The sequence below is a fragment of the Pseudomonas sp. MWU13-2100 genome (assembly GCF_023242365.1).
Classification (GTDB): Bacteria; Pseudomonadota; Gammaproteobacteria; order Pseudomonadales; family Pseudomonadaceae; genus Aquipseudomonas.
The window spans coordinates 39,954-60,722 of record NZ_JALLIX010000033.1 but is presented as its reverse complement, the minus strand read 5'-3'; the positions used below and the strand labels follow the sequence as shown (position 1 = coordinate 60,722).

The 20,769-nt window shown below is 63.2% G+C and carries 18 protein-coding genes; 9 read left to right on the top strand and 9 right to left on the bottom strand.

The genetic code is table 11. The annotated features are described in order from the left end of the window. Positions 1-82 precede the first annotated feature (82 nt). The 5 genes from adk to M5B99_RS21150 all read left to right on the top strand — a co-directional run bounded on the left by adk (position 83) and on the right by M5B99_RS21150 (position 3,877). On the top strand, positions 83-730 hold the full coding sequence (gene adk / locus M5B99_RS21170; protein WP_248805855.1) for an adenylate kinase: 648 nt from the start codon (positions 83-85) through the stop codon (positions 728-730). A 93-nt stretch (positions 731-823) separates the two neighbouring features. Continuing rightward, on the top strand, positions 824-1,498 hold the full coding sequence (gene tsaB, locus M5B99_RS21165; RefSeq protein WP_248805854.1) for a tRNA (adenosine(37)-N6)-threonylcarbamoyltransferase complex dimerization subunit type 1 TsaB: 675 nt from the start codon (positions 824-826) through the stop codon (positions 1,496-1,498). Between the two features lie 332 nt (positions 1,499-1,830). Then, positions 1,831-2,130 carry a hypothetical protein gene (locus M5B99_RS21160; protein ID WP_248805853.1) on the top strand — a complete coding sequence of 100 codons (300 nt, stop codon included), beginning with the start codon at positions 1,831-1,833 and terminating at the stop codon, positions 2,128-2,130. Positions 2,131-2,143: 13 nt separating this feature from the next. Continuing rightward, entirely contained in the window at positions 2,144-3,016 is an 873-nt protein-coding gene (locus M5B99_RS21155) for a DUF72 domain-containing protein (protein ID WP_248805852.1), read from the top strand. A 33-nt stretch (positions 3,017-3,049) separates the two neighbouring features. Further along, positions 3,050-3,877: an isocitrate lyase/PEP mutase family protein gene (locus M5B99_RS21150; RefSeq protein WP_248805851.1), complete on the top strand. Its 828-nt coding sequence runs from the start codon at positions 3,050-3,052 to the stop codon at positions 3,875-3,877. A 125-nt stretch (positions 3,878-4,002) separates the two neighbouring features. Here the strand turns inward: M5B99_RS21150 and M5B99_RS21145 are convergent, their stop codons facing one another. Continuing rightward, positions 4,003-4,617 carry an energy transducer TonB gene (locus M5B99_RS21145; protein ID WP_248805850.1) on the bottom strand — a complete coding sequence of 205 codons (615 nt, stop codon included), beginning with the start codon at positions 4,615-4,617 and terminating at the stop codon, positions 4,003-4,005. 92 nt (positions 4,618-4,709) lie between these two features. Between M5B99_RS21145 and M5B99_RS21140 the strand changes: the two genes are divergently transcribed. Continuing rightward, positions 4,710-5,492, top strand: a complete 783-nt coding sequence (locus tag M5B99_RS21140) for a class I SAM-dependent methyltransferase (RefSeq protein WP_248805849.1) — start codon at positions 4,710-4,712, stop codon at positions 5,490-5,492. A 13-nt stretch (positions 5,493-5,505) separates the two neighbouring features. On the opposite strand, the gene M5B99_RS21135 is transcribed toward M5B99_RS21140, so the two are convergent. Continuing rightward, a complete protein-coding gene (locus M5B99_RS21135; RefSeq protein WP_248805848.1) occupies positions 5,506-6,141 on the bottom strand; it encodes a TetR/AcrR family transcriptional regulator in 636 nt (211 codons plus the stop codon). 93 nt (positions 6,142-6,234) lie between these two features. Between M5B99_RS21135 and M5B99_RS21130 the strand changes: the two genes are divergently transcribed. After that, positions 6,235-7,335, top strand: coding sequence for an efflux RND transporter periplasmic adaptor subunit (locus tag M5B99_RS21130; RefSeq protein WP_248805847.1), 1,101 nt, complete (start codon positions 6,235-6,237; stop codon positions 7,333-7,335). Between the two features lie 6 nt (positions 7,336-7,341). Beyond that, positions 7,342-10,407 carry an efflux RND transporter permease subunit gene (locus M5B99_RS21125; protein ID WP_248805846.1) on the top strand — a complete coding sequence of 1,022 codons (3,066 nt, stop codon included), beginning with the start codon at positions 7,342-7,344 and terminating at the stop codon, positions 10,405-10,407. A 260-nt stretch (positions 10,408-10,667) separates the two neighbouring features. Here M5B99_RS21125 and M5B99_RS21120 read toward each other — a convergent pair whose 3' ends face one another. From M5B99_RS21120 to plsB, 3 genes are all read right to left on the bottom strand, one after another. After that, on the bottom strand, positions 10,668-11,357 hold the full coding sequence (locus M5B99_RS21120) for a DUF4197 domain-containing protein (protein WP_248805845.1): 690 nt from the start codon (positions 11,355-11,357) through the stop codon (positions 10,668-10,670). Positions 11,358-11,619: 262 nt separating this feature from the next. Continuing rightward, positions 11,620-12,240 carry a hypothetical protein gene (locus tag M5B99_RS21115; RefSeq protein ID WP_248805844.1) on the bottom strand — a complete coding sequence of 207 codons (621 nt, stop codon included), beginning with the start codon at positions 12,238-12,240 and terminating at the stop codon, positions 11,620-11,622. Between the two features lie 126 nt (positions 12,241-12,366). Next, on the bottom strand, positions 12,367-14,874 hold the full coding sequence (gene plsB / locus M5B99_RS21110) for a glycerol-3-phosphate 1-O-acyltransferase PlsB (RefSeq protein ID WP_248805843.1): 2,508 nt from the start codon (positions 14,872-14,874) through the stop codon (positions 12,367-12,369). A gap of 246 nt (positions 14,875-15,120) precedes the next feature. Between plsB and M5B99_RS21105 the strand changes: the two genes are divergently transcribed. Beyond that, positions 15,121-15,330, top strand: coding sequence for a cold shock domain-containing protein (locus M5B99_RS21105; protein ID WP_017127105.1), 210 nt, complete (start codon positions 15,121-15,123; stop codon positions 15,328-15,330). A 203-nt stretch (positions 15,331-15,533) separates the two neighbouring features. Here the strand turns inward: M5B99_RS21105 and M5B99_RS21100 are convergent, their stop codons facing one another. The 4 genes from M5B99_RS21100 to M5B99_RS21085 all read right to left on the bottom strand — a co-directional run bounded on the left by M5B99_RS21100 (position 15,534) and on the right by M5B99_RS21085 (position 20,736). Beyond that, positions 15,534-15,911, bottom strand: coding sequence for a hypothetical protein (locus tag M5B99_RS21100; RefSeq protein WP_248805842.1), 378 nt, complete (start codon positions 15,909-15,911; stop codon positions 15,534-15,536). 85 nt (positions 15,912-15,996) lie between these two features. Further along, positions 15,997-16,806: a putative RNA methyltransferase gene (locus M5B99_RS21095; protein WP_248805841.1), complete on the bottom strand. Its 810-nt coding sequence runs from the start codon at positions 16,804-16,806 to the stop codon at positions 15,997-15,999. Continuing rightward, on the bottom strand, positions 16,806-17,957 hold the full coding sequence (gene dapE, locus M5B99_RS21090; protein ID WP_248805840.1) for a succinyl-diaminopimelate desuccinylase: 1,152 nt from the start codon (positions 17,955-17,957) through the stop codon (positions 16,806-16,808). Before dapE ends, M5B99_RS21095 begins: the two co-directional genes overlap by 1 nt. A 187-nt stretch (positions 17,958-18,144) precedes the next feature. After that, positions 18,145-20,736 carry a glycosyltransferase gene (locus M5B99_RS21085; protein WP_248805839.1) on the bottom strand — a complete coding sequence of 864 codons (2,592 nt, stop codon included), beginning with the start codon at positions 20,734-20,736 and terminating at the stop codon, positions 18,145-18,147. Positions 20,737-20,769 lie beyond the last annotated feature (33 nt).

Sequence of the window (20,769 nt, the reverse complement as noted above, 5' to 3'; positions counted from 1 at the left end):
TTGCGGCCATGATCCTATTTTTGAGATTGGCCCCACGAGGCGAATCCGAGCGTTTCTAAATAAAAAATTGAGGAGCACATCGATGCGCGTCATTCTGCTGGGAGCTCCCGGGGCCGGTAAAGGTACTCAGGCTAAGTTCATCACCGAGAAATTCGGCATCCCGCAAATCTCCACTGGCGACATGCTGCGCGCCGCGGTCAAGGCCGGCACCGAGCTGGGCCTCAAGGCCAAGGGCATCATGGACGCCGGCGGCCTGGTCTCCGACGACCTGATCATCGCGTTGGTCAAGGATCGTATCGCCCAGGCCGACTGTGCCAAGGGTTTCCTGTTCGACGGTTTCCCGCGCACCATTCCCCAGGCTGAAGCCCTGGTGGAAGCCGGCGTCGAGCTGGACCATGTGGTCGAGATCGCCGTCGATGACGAAGAAATCGTCCAGCGCATCGCCGGCCGTCGTGTGCACGAGGCTTCCGGACGCGTCTACCACACCGTCTACAACCCGCCGAAAGTCGATGGCAAGGACGACCTGACCGGCGACGCTCTGGTCCAGCGCAAGGACGACACTGAGGAAACCGTGCGTCATCGCTTGTCGGTCTACCATTCCCAGACCAAGCCACTGGTGGATTTCTACCAGAAGCTCTCGGCCGCCCAGGGCAAGCCGAAGTACAGCCATATCGCCGGTGTCGGTTCGGTGGAGTCGATCACGGGCAAGGTGCTTGAAGCCCTGAGCTGATCGGTGTAGTTGCTGCGTCTACAACAGCCCGCTTGCGGGCTGTTGTTGTTTATACTGTTGCACTTTTTTCCTTTCGACCTGACGGATACATCGATGAGCACCTTGCTGGCCCTGGACACCGCGACTGAAGCCTGCTCCGTCGCCTTGCTGCATGACGGCAAGGTGACGAGCCACTACGAGGTGATTCCGCGCCTGCACGCGCAAAAGCTCCTGCCGATGATCCAGCAGTTGCTCGCGGATGCCGGTATCGGCCTGTCGGCCGTCGATGCGATTGCCTTCGGCCGTGGTCCCGGGGCTTTTACCGGAGTGCGGATTGCCATCGGTGTGGTTCAGGGCTTGGCCTTCGCCCTGGAGCGTCCGGTGCTGCCGGTGTCGAACCTGGCGGTGCTGGCGCAGCGGGCCTTTCGCGAGCACGGTGTGCGCCAGGTGGCCGCGGCCATCGATGCGCGGATGGATGAGGTGTATTGGGGTTGCTACCGCGAGGAAGCGGGGGAGATGCGCCTGGCCGGGGTCGAGGCGGTGCTGGCACCGCAAGCGGCGGCCTTGCCGGAGGATGCCTCTGGCGAGTGGTTCGGTGCCGGCACGGGCTGGGGTTATGGCGAGCGGATCCGGGTCGCGTTGAGCGGCCAGGATGCCAGCCTGCTGCCCCATGCCGAAGACCTGTTGAGCCTGGCGCGCTTTGCCTGGGCTCGCGGCGAAGCCATTCCGGCCGACGAGGCCCAGCCCGTCTACCTGCGCGATAAAGTGGCAACGCCCAAGGCCCGTTGAGTCCGCAAGGCCGTACAAGGTCGTTGTGGGAGCCGGCTTGCCGGCGATGGCGGCCTATGGGGCGGTACAAGGCTTATTGGTCTCATCGCCGGCAAGCCGGCTCCCACAAGGTTGCGCGGCATCCTATAAAATTCAGGCTAAACTGGACGTTAAGCTGATCGCTCGGCGAATTGTCCGAATTGGTCAAAAATGTGCCGTTCGTCATGTTTTCACCACTCAGGTTTCGAGGTGTGAAAACCTTTTCCAGGTTCTGTGGTCCAGTCATCACTCGGGCAATAGCTAAGTGCGGTGCGTGCTGCTAAATTGCCATCATCGACACCGAGCATACCCCAATGCGTATAGACGGCGTTTCCTCACAGTCCTACCCGATCAGGCGCAAACCGCGCAAAGGCAGCGTCGTGCTCGACGACGAGGCCGATGTCTCGGAGGGCGATAGCGAGGACCTCTCCGAGGTGGCCGCCCGCGCCGAAGCGGCCGGTAGCCGCCTGGCCAATCTGCCGGCCCGCCCGCAGGACATGATCTTCCATCGCGCCATGAGCAAAAGCGTCGCCAATGCCCTGGCCAGCTACCTGACCACTGCCGGTTTCGTCGAGTGGGACATGGAAGTGTTGGGGCTCGACCTGCATATCTGATTTAATCGGGTCGATGACTGATCCTGTCTTGCTGCCTTACTACCTCGGTTGCCCTTCCTGGAGCGAAAGCGCCTGGCGCGAGTACCTGTACCCGCCCACCGCGCGCACCAGCGACTTTCTCGACCTGTACGCCCGGGTGTTCAACGCCGTCGAAGGCAACACCACCTTCTACGCACGGCCCGCGCCCGCCACGGTGGAACGCTGGGCGCAGACCCTGCCCGGACACTTTCGCTTCACCGCCAAGTTTCCCCGGGATATCAGCCACGGTGGCGACCTGCGTGACCAGGCCCAGGCCGCCGAAGACTTCCTGCAACTGCTCAGGCCTCTGGGCCTGCGGGTGGCGCCACTATGGCTGCAATTACCGGCCAGTTTTGCGCCGCAGCGCCTGGCCGAACTGGCCGGGTTCATCGACGCACTGGAGCGCCCGTTGGCGATTGAAGTCCGTCATCGCGATTTCTTCGCCAAGGGCGACGCCGAACGGATGCTCAATCGCCTGTTGCTGGACCGGGGTGTCGAACGGATCTGCCTCGATCCGCGGGCGCTGTTCAGTTGCACCTCCAGCGACCCCTCGGTGCTGCACGCCCAGTCGAAAAAGCCCAAGGTGCCACCCCGGCCGGCGGCGTTCACGCTGTTCCCGCAGGTGCGTTTTATCGGGCACCCGGAGCTGGAGGCGAATGAGCCGTTCCTGACACCCTGGGTCGAAAAGGTTGCCGGCTGGATCGAGGAGGGGCGCACGCCCTATGTGTTTCTGCACACCTCCGACAACCGTCTCGCCCCGGCACTGGCACAACGCTTCCATGCCCGGCTGATGGCGCGTCTGCCTGGCTTGCCGGCGCTGCCTGAGCTATACAGAGGGCCCGCCGTGGAGCAACTCGGCTTGCTCTGACGGTGTCACTCACTCTTTGCCGGGAGTCGACCCATGGATACGCAAACCTTTCGAGCCCACGCCTTCAAGGCCCTGCACGAGCGTGCCGGAGCCTTCGTGATTGCCAATCCCTGGGATGCCGGCTCGGCAAAAATGCTCGCCGCGCTGGGGTTCGAGGCGTTGGCCACCACCAGCGCCGGCTTGGCGTTTTCCCTTGGGCGTCCGGATGCGGAGGGGGCCAACTCGCTGAGCGATACGCTGGAAAACGCGCGGGGCATTGTCCTGGCCACGACGCTGCCGGTGGCGGCGGATCTGGAAAATGGTTTTGCCCACAGTCCCGCCGGCTGTGCCGAGGCGATTCTGCGGGCGGCCGAAGTCGGTTTGGTGGGTGGCTCGATCGAAGACGCCAGCGGCCATGCCGACGACCCCATCTACGGCTTCACCCAGGCGGTCGAACGGGTCGAAGCGGCGGTTGCCGCAGCCCGCAGCCTGTCCTTCCCCTTCATGCTCACGGCGCGGGCGGAGAACCTGTTGCATGGGCGCCTGGATCTGGCGGATACGATTCGCCGTTTGCAGGCTTTCGCCGAGGCCGGCGCCGATGTGTTGTATGCGCCTGGCCTGCGCACCCCAGAGGAAATCCTGGCGGTGGTCAAGGCCGTGGCCCCCAAGCCGGTGAATGTATTGATGTCGGGCGGGGTCAATCTATCGGTGAGCGAGTTGGGCGAGCTGGGCGTCAAGCGTATCAGTGTCGGGTCGGCGCTGGCCCGCGCGGCCTATGGCGCGTTTTATCGGGCGGCCGAGGAAATTCGTGGGCAGGGGACATTTACCGCGCTGGATCAGGCGATGCCCTTTGCGCGGATCAATCAGATGTTCAAGGGCTAGGGCGCTTTGCGCTCGAGCACAACACTGGCCGCGACCCTGTACTGTGGGAGCAGAGCTTGCTCGCGAAGGGGCCCTTGAGATAGTCAAAGGTCTCGCGGGCAATCGAGTCTCGACCGGCTTCAGGCTCAGGCCGCGAGGCGCAGATTCTGTGCCACCAGCGGACGGGCCCAGTTCAGGTCGTAGTCCATGGCTTTCTGCTGCTTGGCCAGGGTGGCTTCGTCGAACGGCACGTGCGGCTCCAGCAGATCCAGTTCGAACTCGGCAATCGGCAGGTGCAGCGGACGCGGTTGCGGCGCAGGCCCCGGGGTGGGCAGCGGCTGGCCGGCGTTGAGGACGATAGGACGGACCCAGCCGCTTTCGAAATCCTGCTGCTTCTGCTGGGCGACGACTTCTTCCGGTGGATAGGGCACGGGCCGTTTCAGCAGGTCCAGATCGAATTCGGCAATCGGCAGGAACAGCGGCTCGGGTGGGCGGACCGGGTTTTCCTGCACATTGCACTGGCGTTGGTCGACGATGTGCGCCAGCAACTCGGCGCCGGCGGTAGGTTCTACCGGGCCATCGACCGGCAGTTGTGCCTGGACATTCTTGTCACCCCGCGTATCCCCGACCTGTTCGGCCAGCGCCCGGGCAAAGAAATCTTGCCACAGGTGACTGACACCGCTCAGTGCCTGGGAGTTGCGCAGGCCATAATCGCCCGTGGGCGACAGATAACCTATGGATGTATTGCGAATGTCTGACATGGCTCTCGAGTGACGCTCAGGTCTGGCAAAATGCTGGATAATGTTTTTATCGGCAGCTTTTGCCGATCATTGAATTTTTGAGCGTGTTTTTCATGAGTGAGCAGCAAGCGCCGGTTCGTATCAGAGTCGAGGCCCTGGCCGAAGGGTTGCAATCCCGGGCCGAAGCGTGGGCCGAACGCCTCGGTTTGCCGTTGCGGGAACCCGAAGCGGAGTTCGCTTTGCAGGTGTCGGAGCAGGGCTTGCAGTTGCAGCAACTGGGGCCGGAGGCGCCTGGACCGGTTCGGGTGGACTTTGTCGAAGGCGGCGCGGCGCATCGACGTCTGTATGGCGGCGGCAGCGGGCAGATGATCGCCAAGGCCGTGGGCATCCAGCCGGGCGTCCGGCCGCGGGTGCTGGATGCCACGGCGGGCCTGGGCAAGGATGCGTTCGTGCTGGCGAGCCTGGGCTGCGAGATGAGCCTGATCGAGCGCCAGCCGCTGATCGGCGCCTTGCTCGAAGACGGCCTGGCCCGTGGGCTGGAGGATTTCGACGTGGCGCCGATCGTCTCGCGCATGCGCCTGCTCAAGGGCAATTCGATCGAGGTGATGCGCAATTGGGAGGGGGAAGCGCCCCAGGTGATCTACCTTGACCCGATGTTTCCTCACCGCGAGAAAACCGCCCTGGTGAAGAAGGAAATGCGCCTGTTCCGCCCGTTGGTGGGTGATGACCCGGATGCGCCGGCGTTGCTGGCGGCGGCACTGGCCCTGGCGACCCATCGGGTGGTGGTCAAGCGCCCGCGCAAGGCGCCGTGCATCGATGGGCCGAAACCGAGCCATGGCCTGGACGGCAAGTCGAGTCGCTACGACATCTATCCGAAGAAAGCCCTGAAGCCCTGAGGCCGATGGGCTCTCAGGGCCTGTAGGCGCGCATGAACAAGCCCACCACCTCGCGCACATGGGCTTCGCCCTCGGCCTCGCTCAGCGGCTCGCCGCAGCCGTAGAGCAGGCGGAAGTTCGCCGCGCCCTTGAGCAGGCAGAAAAAGTGCTCGGCGGCTTTGTGCGGCCTGTCGATCGCCAGGGCACCGCTCTGGTCGATCCGACTTAGCAACCGCTCCATCTCCGTGAGCATGCGCTGGGGCCCGGCCTCGAAGAAGATCTGCGAGAGCTTCGGGTCCTGGCTGCCCAGGGTCATGATCAGCCGATGCAGGTTCACCGACTCGTCACTGTTGATCAACTGATGAAAGCCCCGGGCGATGTTCAGCAGCACGCTGTCCACCGGCACGCCTTCGGGCAGGGCGAAGAACAGTTCGGGCAGCTGTTCTGCACATTTGGCCACCACGGCAGCGGAGAACAGGGTCTCCTTGTCGTTGAAGTGGCTGTACACCGTGAGCTTTGAAACACCTGCTGCTGCAGCGACTGCGTCCATGCTGGTGCTGGCGTATCCATGACTCAGGAACAGATCTTTCGCCGCTTGCAGGATGGCCTGGCGTTTTGCCAGGTCCTTGGGGCGGCCGGGGCCGCTGGGCACTGAAAGATTGTCGGACATTTTCTTACTTAATACTGGACTGGTCAGTTTGGTATTAATACCATACTGGCAAGTGTAAATATTCTGAGCACTATTAGCGAAAGGTCCCATACCATGTTCCGCTATGTCCTGCCCCTTGCGTTGCCCGTCAGTCTAGCCCTTTTCCTGGTCGGTTGTGGTCATGAAGAGTCGGCCCAGGTCAGCGTACGCCCTGCCATGGTGGTCCAGCCACAACCTTCGGCTCAAGCCATGGACAGCTACCCCGGCGAAGTCCGTGCGCGTTTCGAGCCCGACCTGGCCTTCCGCATCGCGGGCAAGGTCAGCCGACGACTGGTGGAGGAGGGTGAGCGGGTCAAGGCCAACCAGCCGCTGGCGGAGCTCGACCCACAGGATGTCCGCCTGCAACTGGAGGCGACCCGTGCCCAGGTCGCGGCCGCCGAGGCCAACCTCAACCTGGTGCGCTCCGAGCGCGATCGCTACAAGACCTTGCTCGACCGGCAGATGGTCAGCCGTTCGCAGTACGACAACGCGGAAAACCTCTTTCGCTCCGGCGAAGCCCGGCTCAAGCAGATCAAGGCCGAGTTTGACGTGTCCAGCAACCAGGCCGGTTATGCCGTATTGCGCGCCCCCCAGGACGGCGTGGTAGCCAAGCGCCTGGTGGAAGTCGGCCAGGTGGTCGCCGCCGGCCAGACGGTCTTCACTCTGGCCGCCGATGGCGAGCGTGAAGTGCTGATCAGTTTCCCGGAGCAGGCCTTCGGGCGTTTCAAGATAGGCCAGGATGTCGCCGTGGAGCTCTGGTCGCAGCCGGACCAACGGTTCAACGGGCGTATCCGTGAGTTGTCGCCGGCCGCCGATCCGAAGTCGCGGACCTTCGCCGCCCGTATCGCCTTCAGCGCTGGCAAGGTGCCGGCTGAGCTGGGCCAGAGTGCCCGGGTGTTTATCCAGGCCGCCGGCGTGGTGCCATTGTCGGTGCCGCTGTCGGCGCTGACCGCGGAAAACGGTGCGACCTATGTCTGGCGGGTCCAGCCGGACAACACCCTCAAGCGCACCCCGGTGCGGGTCGGCGCCTTTGGCGAAAAGACCGTTCCGGTGTTCGAAGGCCTGACGGCCAGCGATTGGGTGGTGGCGGCCGGTGTGCACGTGCTGCATGACGGCGAACTGGTTCGCCCGGTGGATCGCTCCAACCGCGTGGTCAATCTGGCGGCCAAGGAGTAGTCCCCGATGGGTTTCAATCTTTCCGAGTGGGCGTTGCGTAATCGCCAGATCGTACTGTTCCTGATGATCCTGCTTGCAGTGGTCGGAGCCTTGTCCTACACCAAGCTGGGGCAGAGCGAAGACCCTCCGTTCACCTTCAAGGCCATGGTCATCAAGACCAACTGGCCGGGGGCTACGGCCCAGGAAGTCTCGCGGCAAGTCACCGAACGCATCGAAAAGAAGCTGATGGAGACCGGCGAGTACGAACGGATCGTGTCCTTCTCCCGGCCGGGGGAGTCCCAGGTGACCTTCATGGCCCGGGACTCGATGCACTCCTCGGAGATTCCCGACCTCTGGTACCAGGTCCGGAAGAAGATCGGCGATATCCGCCAGACCTTGCCGCCGGATATCCAGGGACCGTTTTTCAACGATGAGTTCGGCACCACCTTCGGCAATATCTACGCCCTGACCGGCGAAGGCTTCGATTACGCCGTGCTCAAGGATTACGCCGACCGCATCCAGATCCAGTTGCAGCGGGTCAAGGACGTGGGCAAGGTCGACCTGCTCGGTCTGCAGGATGAAAAGGTCTGGATCGAACTGTCGAACGTCAAGCTGGCGACCCTTGGGCTGCCGCTGACCGCCGTGCAACAGGCCCTGCAAGAGCAGAATGCGGTGTCCACCGCCGGCTTCTTCGAGACCCCGACCGAGCGCGTGCAATTGCGCGTCAGCGGTAACTTCAAGACGGTCGACGAGATCAGGAACTTCCCGATTCGCGTCGGTGACCGCACCTTCCGGATCAGCGATGTCGCCGATGTGCATCGCGGCTTCAATGACCCACCGGCGCCGCGCATGCGTTTCATGGGCGAAGATGCGATCGGCCTGGCGGTGGCGATGAACGACGGTGGCGATATCCTGGTGCTGGGCAAGGCACTGGAAGTCGAGTTCGCGCGTATCCAGAAAAACCTGCCGGCGGGCATGAAGCTGAGCAAGGTCTCCGACCAGCCGGCCGCGGTGAAGACCGGCGTCGGCGAGTTCGTCCAGGTGTTGGTGGAAGCCCTGGTCATCGTCTTGCTGGTGAGCTTCTTCTCCCTGGGCGTGCGCACCGGGATGGTGGTGGCACTGGCGATTCCGCTGGTGCTGGCGATGACTTTTGCCGCCATGTATTACCTGGGCATCGGCTTGCACAAAATTTCCCTCGGTGCGTTGGTGCTGGCCCTCGGCTTGCTGGTGGACGATGCGATCATTGCCGTGGAGATGATGGCGATCAAGATGGAACAGGGCTTTGACCGCTTGAAGGCGGCGAGTTTTGCCTGGACCAGCACGGCGTTCCCGATGCTCACCGGGACCCTGATCACCGCCGCCGGCTTCCTGCCGATTGCTACCGCGCAGTCGGGCACGGGTGAGTACACCCGTTCGATTTTCCAGGTGGTGACCCTGGCGCTGCTGGCGTCCTGGATTGCCGCTGTGATGTTTGTACCTTACCTGGGTGAAAAACTGCTGCCGGACCTGGCCAAGATCCACGCCGCCAAGCACGGTGGCGAGCAACCGGACCCCTATGGTACACCGTTCTACCAGCGTGTCAGGCGCACGGTGGAGTGGTGCGTGCGTCGGCGTAAAACCGTGATCGTGCTGACCATCGCCCTGTTTATCGGCTCGGTGCTGCTGTTCCGCTTTGTGCCGCAGCAGTTCTTCCCGGCCTCCGGGCGACTGGAGCTGATGGTCGACCTCAAGCTGGCCGAAGGTGCCTCCCTGAACAGCACCACCGAGCAGGTATCGCGTCTGGAAGCTCTGCTCAAGGATCACCCCGGCATCGACAACTATGTGGCCTATGTCGGCACCGGTTCGCCGCGTTTCTACCTACCCCTGGACCAGCAACTGCCGGCCACCAGTTTTGCCCAGTTCGTCGTGCTGGCCAAGAGCATCGAGGATCGGGAAGTGCTGCGCAGCTGGCTGATCAAGGTCCTCGACGAGCAGTTCGCCGATGTCCGGGCGCGGGTCACGCGCCTGGAGAACGGGCCGCCCGTGGGCTATCCGGTGCAGTTCCGGGTGACCGGCGAGCATATCGAGGTGGTCCGTGCCCTGGCGCGCAAGGTGGCGGCCAAGGTCCGCGAGAACCCGCATGTGACCAACGTGCACCTGGACTGGGAGGAACCGAGCAAGGTGGTGTACCTGAACGTTGATCAGGACCGGGCCCGGGCGTTGGGGGTGAGTACCGCGAACCTGTCGCGCTTCCTGCAACTGACGCTGACCGGTTCGAGTGTCAGCCAGTACCGCGAGGACAACGAGTTGATCGAAATCCTCATGCGCGGCACTGCTCAGGAGCGCAGCCAGTTATCGGCGCTGCCGAGCCTGGCGATACCGACGGACAACGGCACCAGCGTGGCGCTGTCGCAGATCGCGACCCTGGAGTACGGTTTCGAGGAGGGCATTATCTGGCACCGCAACCGCTTGCCGAACGTGACCGTCCGTGCCGATATCTACGGCCAGGAGCAGCCGCTGAGCCTGGTCAAGCAGATCATGCCGACCCTGGACCCGATTCGCGCCGAGTTGCCGGACGGTTACCTGCTGGAGGTTGGCGGTACCGTGGAGGATTCGGAGCGCGGCCAGGCCTCGGTGAATGCCGGCGTGCCGCTGTTCATAGTGGTGGTGCTGACCTTGTTGATGTTGCAACTGCGCAGCTTCTCGCGAGTGGCGCTGGTGTTCCTCACCGCGCCGCTGGGCCTGATCGGGGTGACCCTGTTCCTGCTGGTGTTCCGCCAGCCGTTCGGGTTTGTCGCGATGCTCGGGACCATCGCCCTGTCGGGGATGATCATGCGCAACTCGGTGATCCTGGTGGACCAGATCGAGCAGGATATCCGGGCGGGCATGTCGCAATGGCAGGCGATCATCGAGGCGACGGTGCGGCGTTTCCGCCCTATCGTGCTGACCGCGCTGGCGGCGGTGCTGGCGATGATCCCGCTGTCTCGCAGCGTGTTCTACGGACCGATGGCGGTGGCGATCATGGGGGGGTTGATCGTGGCGACGGCCTTGACCCTGCTGTTCCTGCCGGCGTTGTATGCGGGGTGGTTCAGGGTGAAGAAGACAGCGCCATAAAGCGTGCAGGATAACTTGTGGGAGCGGAGCTTGCCCGCGAAGCTTTTAGCGGCCTCACTGCCGCCTTCGCGGGCAAGCTCCGCTCCCACAGGGTCGAGCTCGGGCTCAAGTGAGCCAACTGGCTTGCACAAGGTGGAGCTCGGGCTCAAGTGAGCCAACTGGCTTGCACAAGGTGGAGCTCGGGCTCAAGTGAGCCAACTGGCTTGCACAGGGTGGCGCTCGGGCTCAAGTGAACCAACCAGCTTCTAGAGTGTGTTGCATCAAAGCGCGCCAAACACCTTCTTCGCCAGGCTCGTGGCCGCCGCCGCCGGGTTGGCGCGGATGTCTTCTTCCTTCTGCGCGATCATCTTGAACAGGCCGTCCAGGGCCTTTTCCGTCACGTAGCCTTCAATGTTGGCACTCTTGGCATCGAGTACGCCGAGGGTCGCCGCCTGCCCGGCGAACGAGTTGTATTGCTTGGCCAGGCCCACCTGGTCGGTGGCCTGCTTGATGATCGGCAGGAACTTGGCGCGGATCTGTTCGCGGCTGGTCTTGTCCAGATACTGGGTGGCCGAGTCCTTGCCCCCGGTGAGGATGCCCTTGGCATCGGTCACGGTCATCTTCTTCACCGCGTCCACCAGCAGGGCCTGGGCTTGCGGCATGGCCGCTTCCGCCGCCTTGTTCATGCTGGTTTCCAACTGATCGACCTGAGCACCCATGCCGAACTGCTTCATTTTGCTGGCGACCTTGCCCAGCTTGCCCGGCAGTTCGATCTTCACGTCAGGGTTATTGCTGAAACCACCCGGTTTGCCGAGGTTGGTCACGGCGGCGACGGCGCCCTGGGCCAGGGCGTCCTTGAGGCCGCCGGACGCTTCGCCCTGGGTAAGACTGCCGAGGGACAAGGCCAGGGCATTGACGGAAATCAGCAGGCCCGCGCAGAGGCCGGCCAGACGAAGGGAGGGACGGAGCATGGAAGTTCCTTGTTGGGTCGGTTAAGGAAATCAGCGCACCGCGTCGACACGGATGCGCAAGAGTTGTGGATCCTGGCCGTTCAATTGAACGCCTTGATGTCAGGTGTCGATAAACAGTAACTGGCCGTCGGGTTCGATGCGAGCACTGATCGAATAACGGTGGATCTCACAGGTTCGTGGCGCCAGAAGAATCCTGGCGCCAGCCTGTAAGAAGCTAACGGATTTATCGACAAACGCCAGTGTTTGAAAGGCGCCACGCTACTCAGGCACTGAGGATAAGGCTTTGCGGTTTCTCTTTCAGCAATACGACAGTGCGCGGAATGGGCTTCATGGTGAACTTGCGCCGGCTGCCGAAGGTGCCCTGGGTCTCGTAGGTCTGCCCCGGCTTGACCTTGTTCACGTCGTAGCGCAGGTAGCGCGGGATCGATCCCTTGAAGAAGGTGATCTCTTCGCTGAGGACATGCACCGGAATACCCGGCTCGGTCTGCGCGACCAGCCTCAAGGTGGCCAGGGTGTTGTCCTGAGTGCCAATCATCGGTACCAACGCCGCGCTGAGGTACAAATACCCCGGTGGGCTCAGGTGAAAGGTTTCTTCCTGGTTGTCCCGGCGCCAGCGGAAGCTGTACTTGATGTCCGGTAGTAGCGAAGCGCCGGCAACGCTCAGGTCGATGTCGATCTCGACCTTGCAGTTACGCTTGAGGTCCGCCGGCAGCTCGAAGGTAAAGCGCCAGGGCGACTGGTCGGGCAGTTGCGCGCTGGTCCAGGTCCCCAGCAGGGTGTCGTTGCAGCGGTTGCGCAGGGTGATGCGGGTTTCGGCCTTGGCCGGGATCCTGTAGTCCGCGGGAAAGTGGAAAACAGCGGTCACGACGTTTTTTGCGGTCATCTCGATGTCCTTATCGAACGCGTCAAAGGCAACGCAAGATTGAGTCTACACGGGCCTTTGTGCTTGAAAACCGGTGGAGAAACATCCTTGCTGCTTTACCGAATGGCCTGACGTGGGTGGTTCGCTTTATCCCACATCAGGACCCGACACAGGGCTCTGTTCGGCGGCATCCTCGCTACGATGCAGCGCGACCTGACGAATCGACAGGCGGATTTCCGCCGGTAGTACCCGTTTGGCCGCGCCCTCGGCCAGCTCGCCGAGCAGTTCGTGATAGCCCAGCTTGCCGGCCGCGTCGCGGCGCAGGACATCGAGGTCGAGCAGGGTCTGGATAAAGTGGCGGAACAGGCTCTTGTCGAAAAATTCCGGGGCATTCAGGCCATGCAGAATCGACAGGCGCTGGGCCATGACCGTACACAGGTCTTCCAGCTCCTCGGCGCTGATGCTGTGCTGGCCGCTGTTGAGCAGCAGCGAGATAGCCATGTAGAAGCGCTGCAGGGTCTGGGCGATGCTCCGCGACAGCAGGGTCAACAGCACGAAGTGCCGAGAACTCGGTGCCGGGCGCAGGTAGACATTGTTTTCCAGGCGCAGCAGGCCCTGTTCGACAAAGGCTGCCAGCCATTGGTCGATCACCGCGTCCAGCTCGTCGAGCGACCAGCGGATGAACAGCTCCGCCTGCAGGTACGGATAGAGCGCGCGGCTATAGCGCAGGATCTGTTCACGGCTCATGCGCGTGGCGCTCTGGAAGAAGCTCGCCAGCAATGAAGGCAGGGCGAAGATGTGCAGCACGTTGTTGCGGTAATAGGTCATCAGGACGGCGTTCTGTTCGTCCAGGTAGAGGATCTTGCCCAGGGCGTCGCTTTGCTCGGCCAGCAGGTCCATGTCCTTGACATGCTGGATCAGCGCGCGACCATCGCCTTCCGGCAGGGTGGTGTGCGGCGAGTACGGCACACGGCGCAACAGCGCCAGGTAGAGGTCGAGGACCCGGGCCATGGCGCGGTCGTCGAGGGCCAGGCGGGTGGTCGAAAGCAACGCCAGGGCCACCAGGTTCACCGGATTGATCGCCGCGGCTTCGTTCAGGTGCCGGGCCACGCGCTCGCCGAGGCGATTGGTCGTCTCATTGAGCCAGGCCGGGCGGAACTGCGGCCCCAGTTCCTGGGCGCGCCAGTCCGGTTGTTCCTGGTCGAGGAACTCGGCCAGCTTGATCGGCTCGCCGAAGTTGACCGCGACCTGACCGAAGCGCTGCTTGAGTGCGCCAATGACCTTGAAGATGTCGAAAATCGATTCTTTCTTCTTGCTCGCGCCGCGCAGTTCGCCCAGGTAGGTGCGACCTTCCAGCACCCGCTCGTAGCCGATATACACGGGGATGAAGACGATCGGCATGCGCGAGGAGCGCAGGAAGCTGCGCAGGGTGATCGCCAGCATGCCGGTCTTGGGCCGCAGCATGCGCCCGGTGCGCGAACGGCCGCCTTCGACGAAGTACTCCACCGGAAACCCCTTGGTGAACAGGGTGTGCAAGTACTCGTTGAACACCGAGGTGTAGAGCGGGTTGCCCTTGAAGGTGCGGCGCATGAAGAACGCGCCGCCGCGCCGCAGCAGGCTGCCGATCACCGGCATGTTCAGGTTGATCCCGGCAGCGATGTGCGGTGGGGTCAGGCCGTTGCGAAACAGCAGGTAGGACAGCAGCAGGTAGTCGATATGGCTGCGGTGGCAGGGGACGTAGATGACTTCATGACCCTGGGCCACGGCCTGTACGCCTTCGATATGGTTGACCTTGATGCCGTCGTAGATCTTGTTCCAGAACCAGCTCAGCACCACTTCGAGGAAGCGGATCGCGGTGTAGGTGTAGTCCGAGGCGATCTCGTTGCCGTAGCGCAGGGCCTGGGCCTGGGCTTTCTCCACGGAGATGTTCTCGCGCTGGGCTTCCTCGAGGACGGCCTGGCGCACCATCGGCTCGTTGATCAGGCCCTTGACCAGGTTGCGCCGGTGGGAGATGTCCGGGCCGATCACCGCGGCCTTGAGGTTGCGCAGATGCACCCGCAGGATGCGTTGGGCCATGCGCACAGTGCGTTCATGGCCCTTGTTGTGTTCGATCAGGCCGCGCAGGTGGATCGGCGCGGAGAACTGCACGCGGGTCTTGCGCCCGAGAATCAGGATGCTCATCAGGCGCCGCAGGCGACCGGTGACCGCCCAGCTGTCGGCGAACAAGAGTTTCCAGGGGCTCGATTCGCTATCTGGCGACTGTCCCCAGAACACGCTGACCGGGATGATCAGGGCGTCTTCGGCGGGGTTTTGCGTCAGGGCGCTGACCAGGCGGGTCAGGGTCGGTGGCGCGCCGCGCTTGTCCTGGCGGCCCAGCCAATCGGGCTCGGGGGTCAGGTAGAAGAACGCCGCCGGCTCCATGAGCGAACCGACCGACACCGGCAGCACCGGGCGCGGCAGGCCGGCCTTGGTGCACTCGTGGTCGACCACCGCCAGGTCGGTCAGCGAGGGCGATTGCAGGACGTAGAACACTGGCCGGCTGCGGTCGAAGTCGAGGGTCAGCGCCGACTGGTTGATCGTCTCCGAGCGCACCCAGAGGTACAGAAGGCGGCGCAAGGTACCAAACACGAGACGGCGGAACGGGGAGCGGGTCATACGGCTTCTGCAGGCAAATGGATTGAACCGAGCGTTTGCTCGGGGCGGCTAGTGTGCCGTATTCCCCCAAAATCGGCAAAAACGCGGCGAACTAATATTGATTGAGAGTTTTTTGACCTGTCTTATACTCGGACGTTCGCCATGAACGGTAGGATTCATCCGCATAGCACGGCGTTCTGGCGACGCTGCAGGCAAGGCCCGTCGAGCCGGGCCTCTCCCCACAATAACAAGACGGAGTACGGATTCATGGCAACTCGCGAGACAGGCAATGTGAAGTGGTTCAACGATGCCAAGGGCTACGGCTTTATCCAGCGCGAAGACGGCGCGGATGTGTTTGTGCACTACCGCGCGATTCGTGGCGAAGGCCACCGCTCCCTGGCGGAAGGGCAGCAGGTGGAATACGCGGTGGTGGAAGGTCAGAAAGGCCTGCAGGCCGAGGATGTGGTTGGGCTCTAACCGCCGGTGTGATGCTGTTGAGGGGCCCGTTGTGGCGAGCGGGCTTGCCCGCGCTGGGCTGCGAAGCAGCCCCCAAACCGGCTGACGCGAACTTTCAGGTGTACTGCGTCAGCCGATTTACGACTGCTTCGCAGCCGAGCGCGGGCAAGCCCGCTCGCCACAGGGGCACGCTCGGCACACAGACTCCGTGCCCGCAATCAGCATCAGGCGGTACGCCAGGTGATCTCTTCTTCGCCATCGGCACTGATGCGGATCCAGCGATCGGCCGTCTCCTCGCCTTCTTCCTCGACCCAGCTGCCCGGGGCACAACGCACTTCCACATGCAGCGCGGCAAAGGCGGCGCGGGCACAGGCGATGTCATCGTCCCACGGGGTCTGGTCGCTTTCCAGGTACAGGCTGTTCCATTTGCCCACGGCCTTGGGCAGCCAGGTTACCGGCACACTGCCGGCCCGGCACTTCCAGGTCTGGCCTTTCTGGACCCAGTCGCTGCAAGGGCCCAGCGCGGCGCCGAGCCAGGCGGCAACGGCCTTGTGATCGACGTCGTCGTCCTTGAGGTAAATCTCGATATCGGGCTGGCGCATGGAAATCCTCGCTGCGGTTGTTCGAAAAATCCATTCGCGGATTTTGCCGGCCTTGAACCCGTGTCCAAGGCCATGAAAAGTGGGGTTATTGCAAAACGAAGTAATCGTAGCGCATCGACACGCTGACCTCGAACGGCTCCGGCTGTTCGATGACCTGGGCCCGGCGCTCGGCGCTGGCGCGCCAGCCGTGGGGCGTCATGGCCAGCAGGTTCGCCCGGTCCTGGGCGCTGCTCAGGCTCAGCTTGAATGCCAGCACTTCGCTGTGTTGCAGCGCCATGCCTTCCGGCACCAGGGCCAGATGCTTGTCGTCAGTGTATTCGCGCACTTCATCGTACAGACGCTCACGCAGTTCCATCAGATGCCCGCTGGTCGGTCCGACTTTCATCAGACCGCCACCCGGTCTCAGCAGGCGTTTGGCTTCCTGCCAGTCCAGGGGGCTGAATACGCTGGCGATGAACTGGCAGCTGGCGTCGGCCAATGGCACCCGCGCCATGCTGGCGATCAACCAGGTCAGTTGCGGGTTGCGTCGACAGGCGCGTTTGACCGCTTCGCGGGAAATATCCAGCGCATAGCCGTCAGCCCCGGGCAGGGCCTCGGCCAACTGCGCAGTGTAGTAGCCCTCGCCACAGCCGATATCGACCCAGCGCCCCGGTGCCCGTTCGGCCGCCAGTTGCGCCAGGCGGTGGGCCACCGGTGCGTAGTGGCCGGCGTTGAGGAAATCACGCCGGGCTTCGACCATGGCCAGGTTATCGCCCGGGTCACGGCTGTTCTTGTGCTGGACCGGCAACAGGTTCAGGTAACCCTGGCGCGCCCGGTCGAAACGATGTCCGAGCGGACACGCCACGCCGTTGTCGACCGCGCTCAGGGGGGCACTGCAGAGAGGGCAGATGAGCATCAGGCAAGCAACTTGATCAGGGTCTGGTAGTAGATTTCGGTCAGTACGTCGAGGTCACTGGCCAGGACCCGTTCGTTGACCTGGTGGATGGTCGCGTTGACCGGGCCCAGCTCGACCACCTGGGTGCCGAGGGTGGCGATAAAGCGCCCGTCGGAGGTGCCGCCGCTGGTGGAGGCCTTGGTCTCGCGCCCGGTGATGGTCTTGATGCTCGCCGACACCGCATCGAGCAGCGCGCCCGGTTCAGTCAGGAACGGCAGGCCGGACAGTGCCCATTCCACCTGCCAGTCCAGGCCGTGCTTGTCGAGGATCGCCGCGACCCGCTGTTGCAGGCCTTCGACCGTGGACTCGGTGGAGAAACGAAAGTTGAACAACGCCACCAGTTCGCCAGCGATCACATTGGTCGCGCCGGTCCCCGAGTTGAGGTTGGAGATCTGGAAGCTGGTCGGCGGGAAGAAGGCATTGCCGTCGTCCCAGTGCTCGGCGGCCAGTTCGGCCAGGGCCGGGGCGGCCAGGTGGATCGGGTTTTTCGCCAGGTGCGGGTAGGCCACATGACCTTGTACGCCGCGCACGGTGAGCCGGGCGCCGAGGGAGCCACGGCGGCCGTTCTTCACCACGTCACCGACCAGGGTGGTGCTCGATGGTTCGCCGACGATGCACCAGTCCAGGCGCTCGCTACGGGCGGCGAGGCGCTCGACCACGGCCTTGGTACCGTGGTGGGCCGGGCCTTCTTCGTCGCTGGTGATCAGGAACGCGACCGAACCACGGTGGTCCGGGTAGTCGCCGACAAAACGTTCGGCGGCCACCAGCATCGCGGCCAGGCTGCCTTTCATGTCGGCGGCGCCGCGCCCGCAAAGCATGCCGTGTTCGTCGATCAGCGCATCGAACGGATCATTCTGCCAAGCCTGCACGGGACCGGTGGGCACCACGTCGGTGTGACCGGCGAAACACAGCACCGGGCCTTCATGCTTGCCATGGGTGGCCCAGAAGTTGTCGACGTCTTCGATACGCATCGGCTCGAGCTTGAAACCGGCATCGCCCAGGCGCTGCATCATCAGCTTCTGGCAGTCGGCGTCGACCGGGGTCACGGAAGGGCGGCGGATCAGGTCGCAAGCGAGTTGCAGGGTCGGCGAAAGGTCGGCGTGGGCCGTCATGGGAAAGCTCCGGTGCTTTTTGTAGGCGCCGGCTTGCCGGCGATTCGTAAGCCGCGGTGAACCTGGATCACCGCGGCGCCTGGATCACCGGCAAGCCGGCTCCTACACGGGTAGGGGCGCGCAAAGGGTGGTTATCTTAAAGCAAAACGGCGGCCCGCAGGCCGCCGTTTCGTGTCGTGCATCGCGTTTATGCGACGGCTGCCGGCTCCGGCTCGGTGGCCGGTTTAGGCAGCGAGGAGACGAACGCCATGATCAGCGCCGCCAGGTACGGCAGCGACTGCACCAGCAACATCACCACCCAGAAGCGCATGTCGTAGCTCGGCAAACCATCCACCAGGCAGATCCCCAGCGCCGCGGCCCACAACAGCAGCATGATGAACATCTCTTCCCGGGCTTCCGAAATCGCCACCCAGAAGCCGTGATTGTCGGCGTTTTTCGGTGTGCGGAAGAACGGGATGCTGGTGGTGAAGAAACCGTACAGCACCGCTTTGGCGATGGTGTGGGACAAGGCCAGGCCGGCCAGTGCGGCGGCGAAGGCATCCTTCATGTTGACCCCGACCGCGCGGCGGTAGAGGAACAGGATCTTGCCGACCTTGAACACAAACAGCGCCAATGGCGGGATCGCGAAGATCAACAGCGGTGGGTCGACCTGTTTCGGCACGATGATCATCGCCGCCGACCAGAGCAGGGCGCCGACGGTGAAGAAGATATTCATGCCGTCGGCCACCCACGGCAACCAGCCCGCGAGGAAGTGATAGCGCTGGCCACGGGTCAGCTCGGTGTCCTTGCCACGCAGCAGGCTGGCGGTGTGCCGCTTGATGATCTGGATCGCCCCGTAGGCCCAGCGGAACCGCTGTTTCTTGAAGTCGATAAAGGTATCGGGCATCAGGCCCTTGCCGTAACTGTTGTGGTGATAAGCCGCCGACAGGCCTTTTTCGAAGACCCGCAGGCCCAGCTCGGCGTCTTCGCAGATGCACCAGTCGGCCCAGCCCAGTTCTTCCAGGACCGAGCGCCGGGTCATGGTCATGGTGCCGTGCTGGATGATCGCGTCGCGGTCGTTGCGGGTGACCATGCCGATATGGAAGAAACCCTTGTATTCGGAGTAGCAGAGCTTCTTGAAGGTGCTTTCGTTCTGGTCGCGGTAGTCCTGGGGCGATTGCACGATGGCGATCTTCGGATCGGCGAAGTGCGGCACCATGTGCTTGAGCCAGTTGCGGTCGACGCAGTAGTCCGAGTCGATCACCGCGATGACTTCGGCGTCCTTGGCGGTGTGCGGGATCAGGTAGTTCAGGGCCCCGCCCTTGAAACCGGCGAGTGGCGCGACGTGGAAGAAACGGAAGCGCGGACCGAGGGTTTCGCAGTAGGCCTGCACCGGTTCCCAGACCGCCGGGTCCTTGGTGTTGTTGTCGATGATCAGGACTTCGTAGTCTGGATAATCGAGGGCTGCGAGGGCGTCGAGGGTCTGTTTGACCATCTCCGGCGGCTCGTTGTAGCACGGTACATGGATCGAGACTTTCGGCCGATAGTCCGAGTCGCCTTCCACCGGCAGGAATTCACGCCGGCGCTTGTGGGTCCAGACCGCCTCGGCCAGTTCGTGGGCCTCGGTGAGCAGGACGATAAACACGCCCAGGGCGCCGATGGCCAGGAGGAAGCCCACCGTCAGGCTGAACCAGGTGCTGTATTGCTGGCTGTAGTCGTAGCCGATCCACACCAGCACCGACCCGCAGAGGAACGCGATAAAGGTCAGGAAGGTCCGGCCGCGCTGGCGCAGGGCCGAGCCGTCGATCATCAGCAGGGTCAGCGAGAGCAGTGCCAATACTACCGAGCCGATGGCCAGTACGCGCCATTGCGGGATCGCCACCACCGGGCCTTCGAAGTTGAACTTCTGCTGGCGCGCGGCGTTGAACACGCCCCAGTAGGCGCCCACCGAACCCTCGTCGCTGGCCTTCCACGGCTGGTCGAAGGCTTCGATCACGAAGTAGTTGAAGCCCTGGCGGTTAAGCTTGTTGACCAGGGTCCGCAGGTAAATAGCCTGGTCGGCCTGGGTCGCATCGGCACCGCCACGCATGCGGCCGTTGCTCGGCCAGCCCACTTCCGAAAGCAGCAGGGGCTTTTTCGGGAACATGCGCTTGAGTTCGCGGGCGCGGTCCAGAACGTACTGGCCGGCCTTGTCCATCGGGATGAATTCCCAGTAGGGCAGGATGTGCGCGGCGATCAGGTCGACGTGCTTGACCAGTTCCGGGTTGTGTTCCCAGATATGCCACTGCTCCGAGGTGGTCACCGGCACCTTGACGGCGGCCCGCACGCGGTCGATCAGCACGGCCAGTTCCTTGGCGGTGATTTCCTTGCGGAAGATCGCCTCGTTACCGACCACCACCCGCACGACACTGCGGCTGGTGTTGGCCAGTTCGATGGCGCGGGTGATTTCGCGCTCGTTGCGTTCCTGGTCCGGGCTGATCCAGATCCCCAGGGTTACCCGCAGGCCGAACTCTTCGGCGAGCTTGGGAATGTCCTGGAGGGTGCCGTCGACCGAGTAGATACGGATGTTGTCCGTCAGCTTGCTCATGATCTCCAGATCGCGACGCATTTCATCGTCGGTCGGGTACTGGTCTTTCTGCGGGAATTGTCCCTGCTGGAAAGGCGAGTAGGAGAAGCCAGCGATCTGCTCGGGCCAGTCAGGCGCCGAAACCGGGCGGTTGATCAACGCCCAGAAACCGGTGAATAGTGCGGCGATTGCCAGCACCACGACCAGATTGAGTCCAAATTTACGCGATGACATAGGTATTTCGGGTTCCGAAAAGGGCTAGAACAG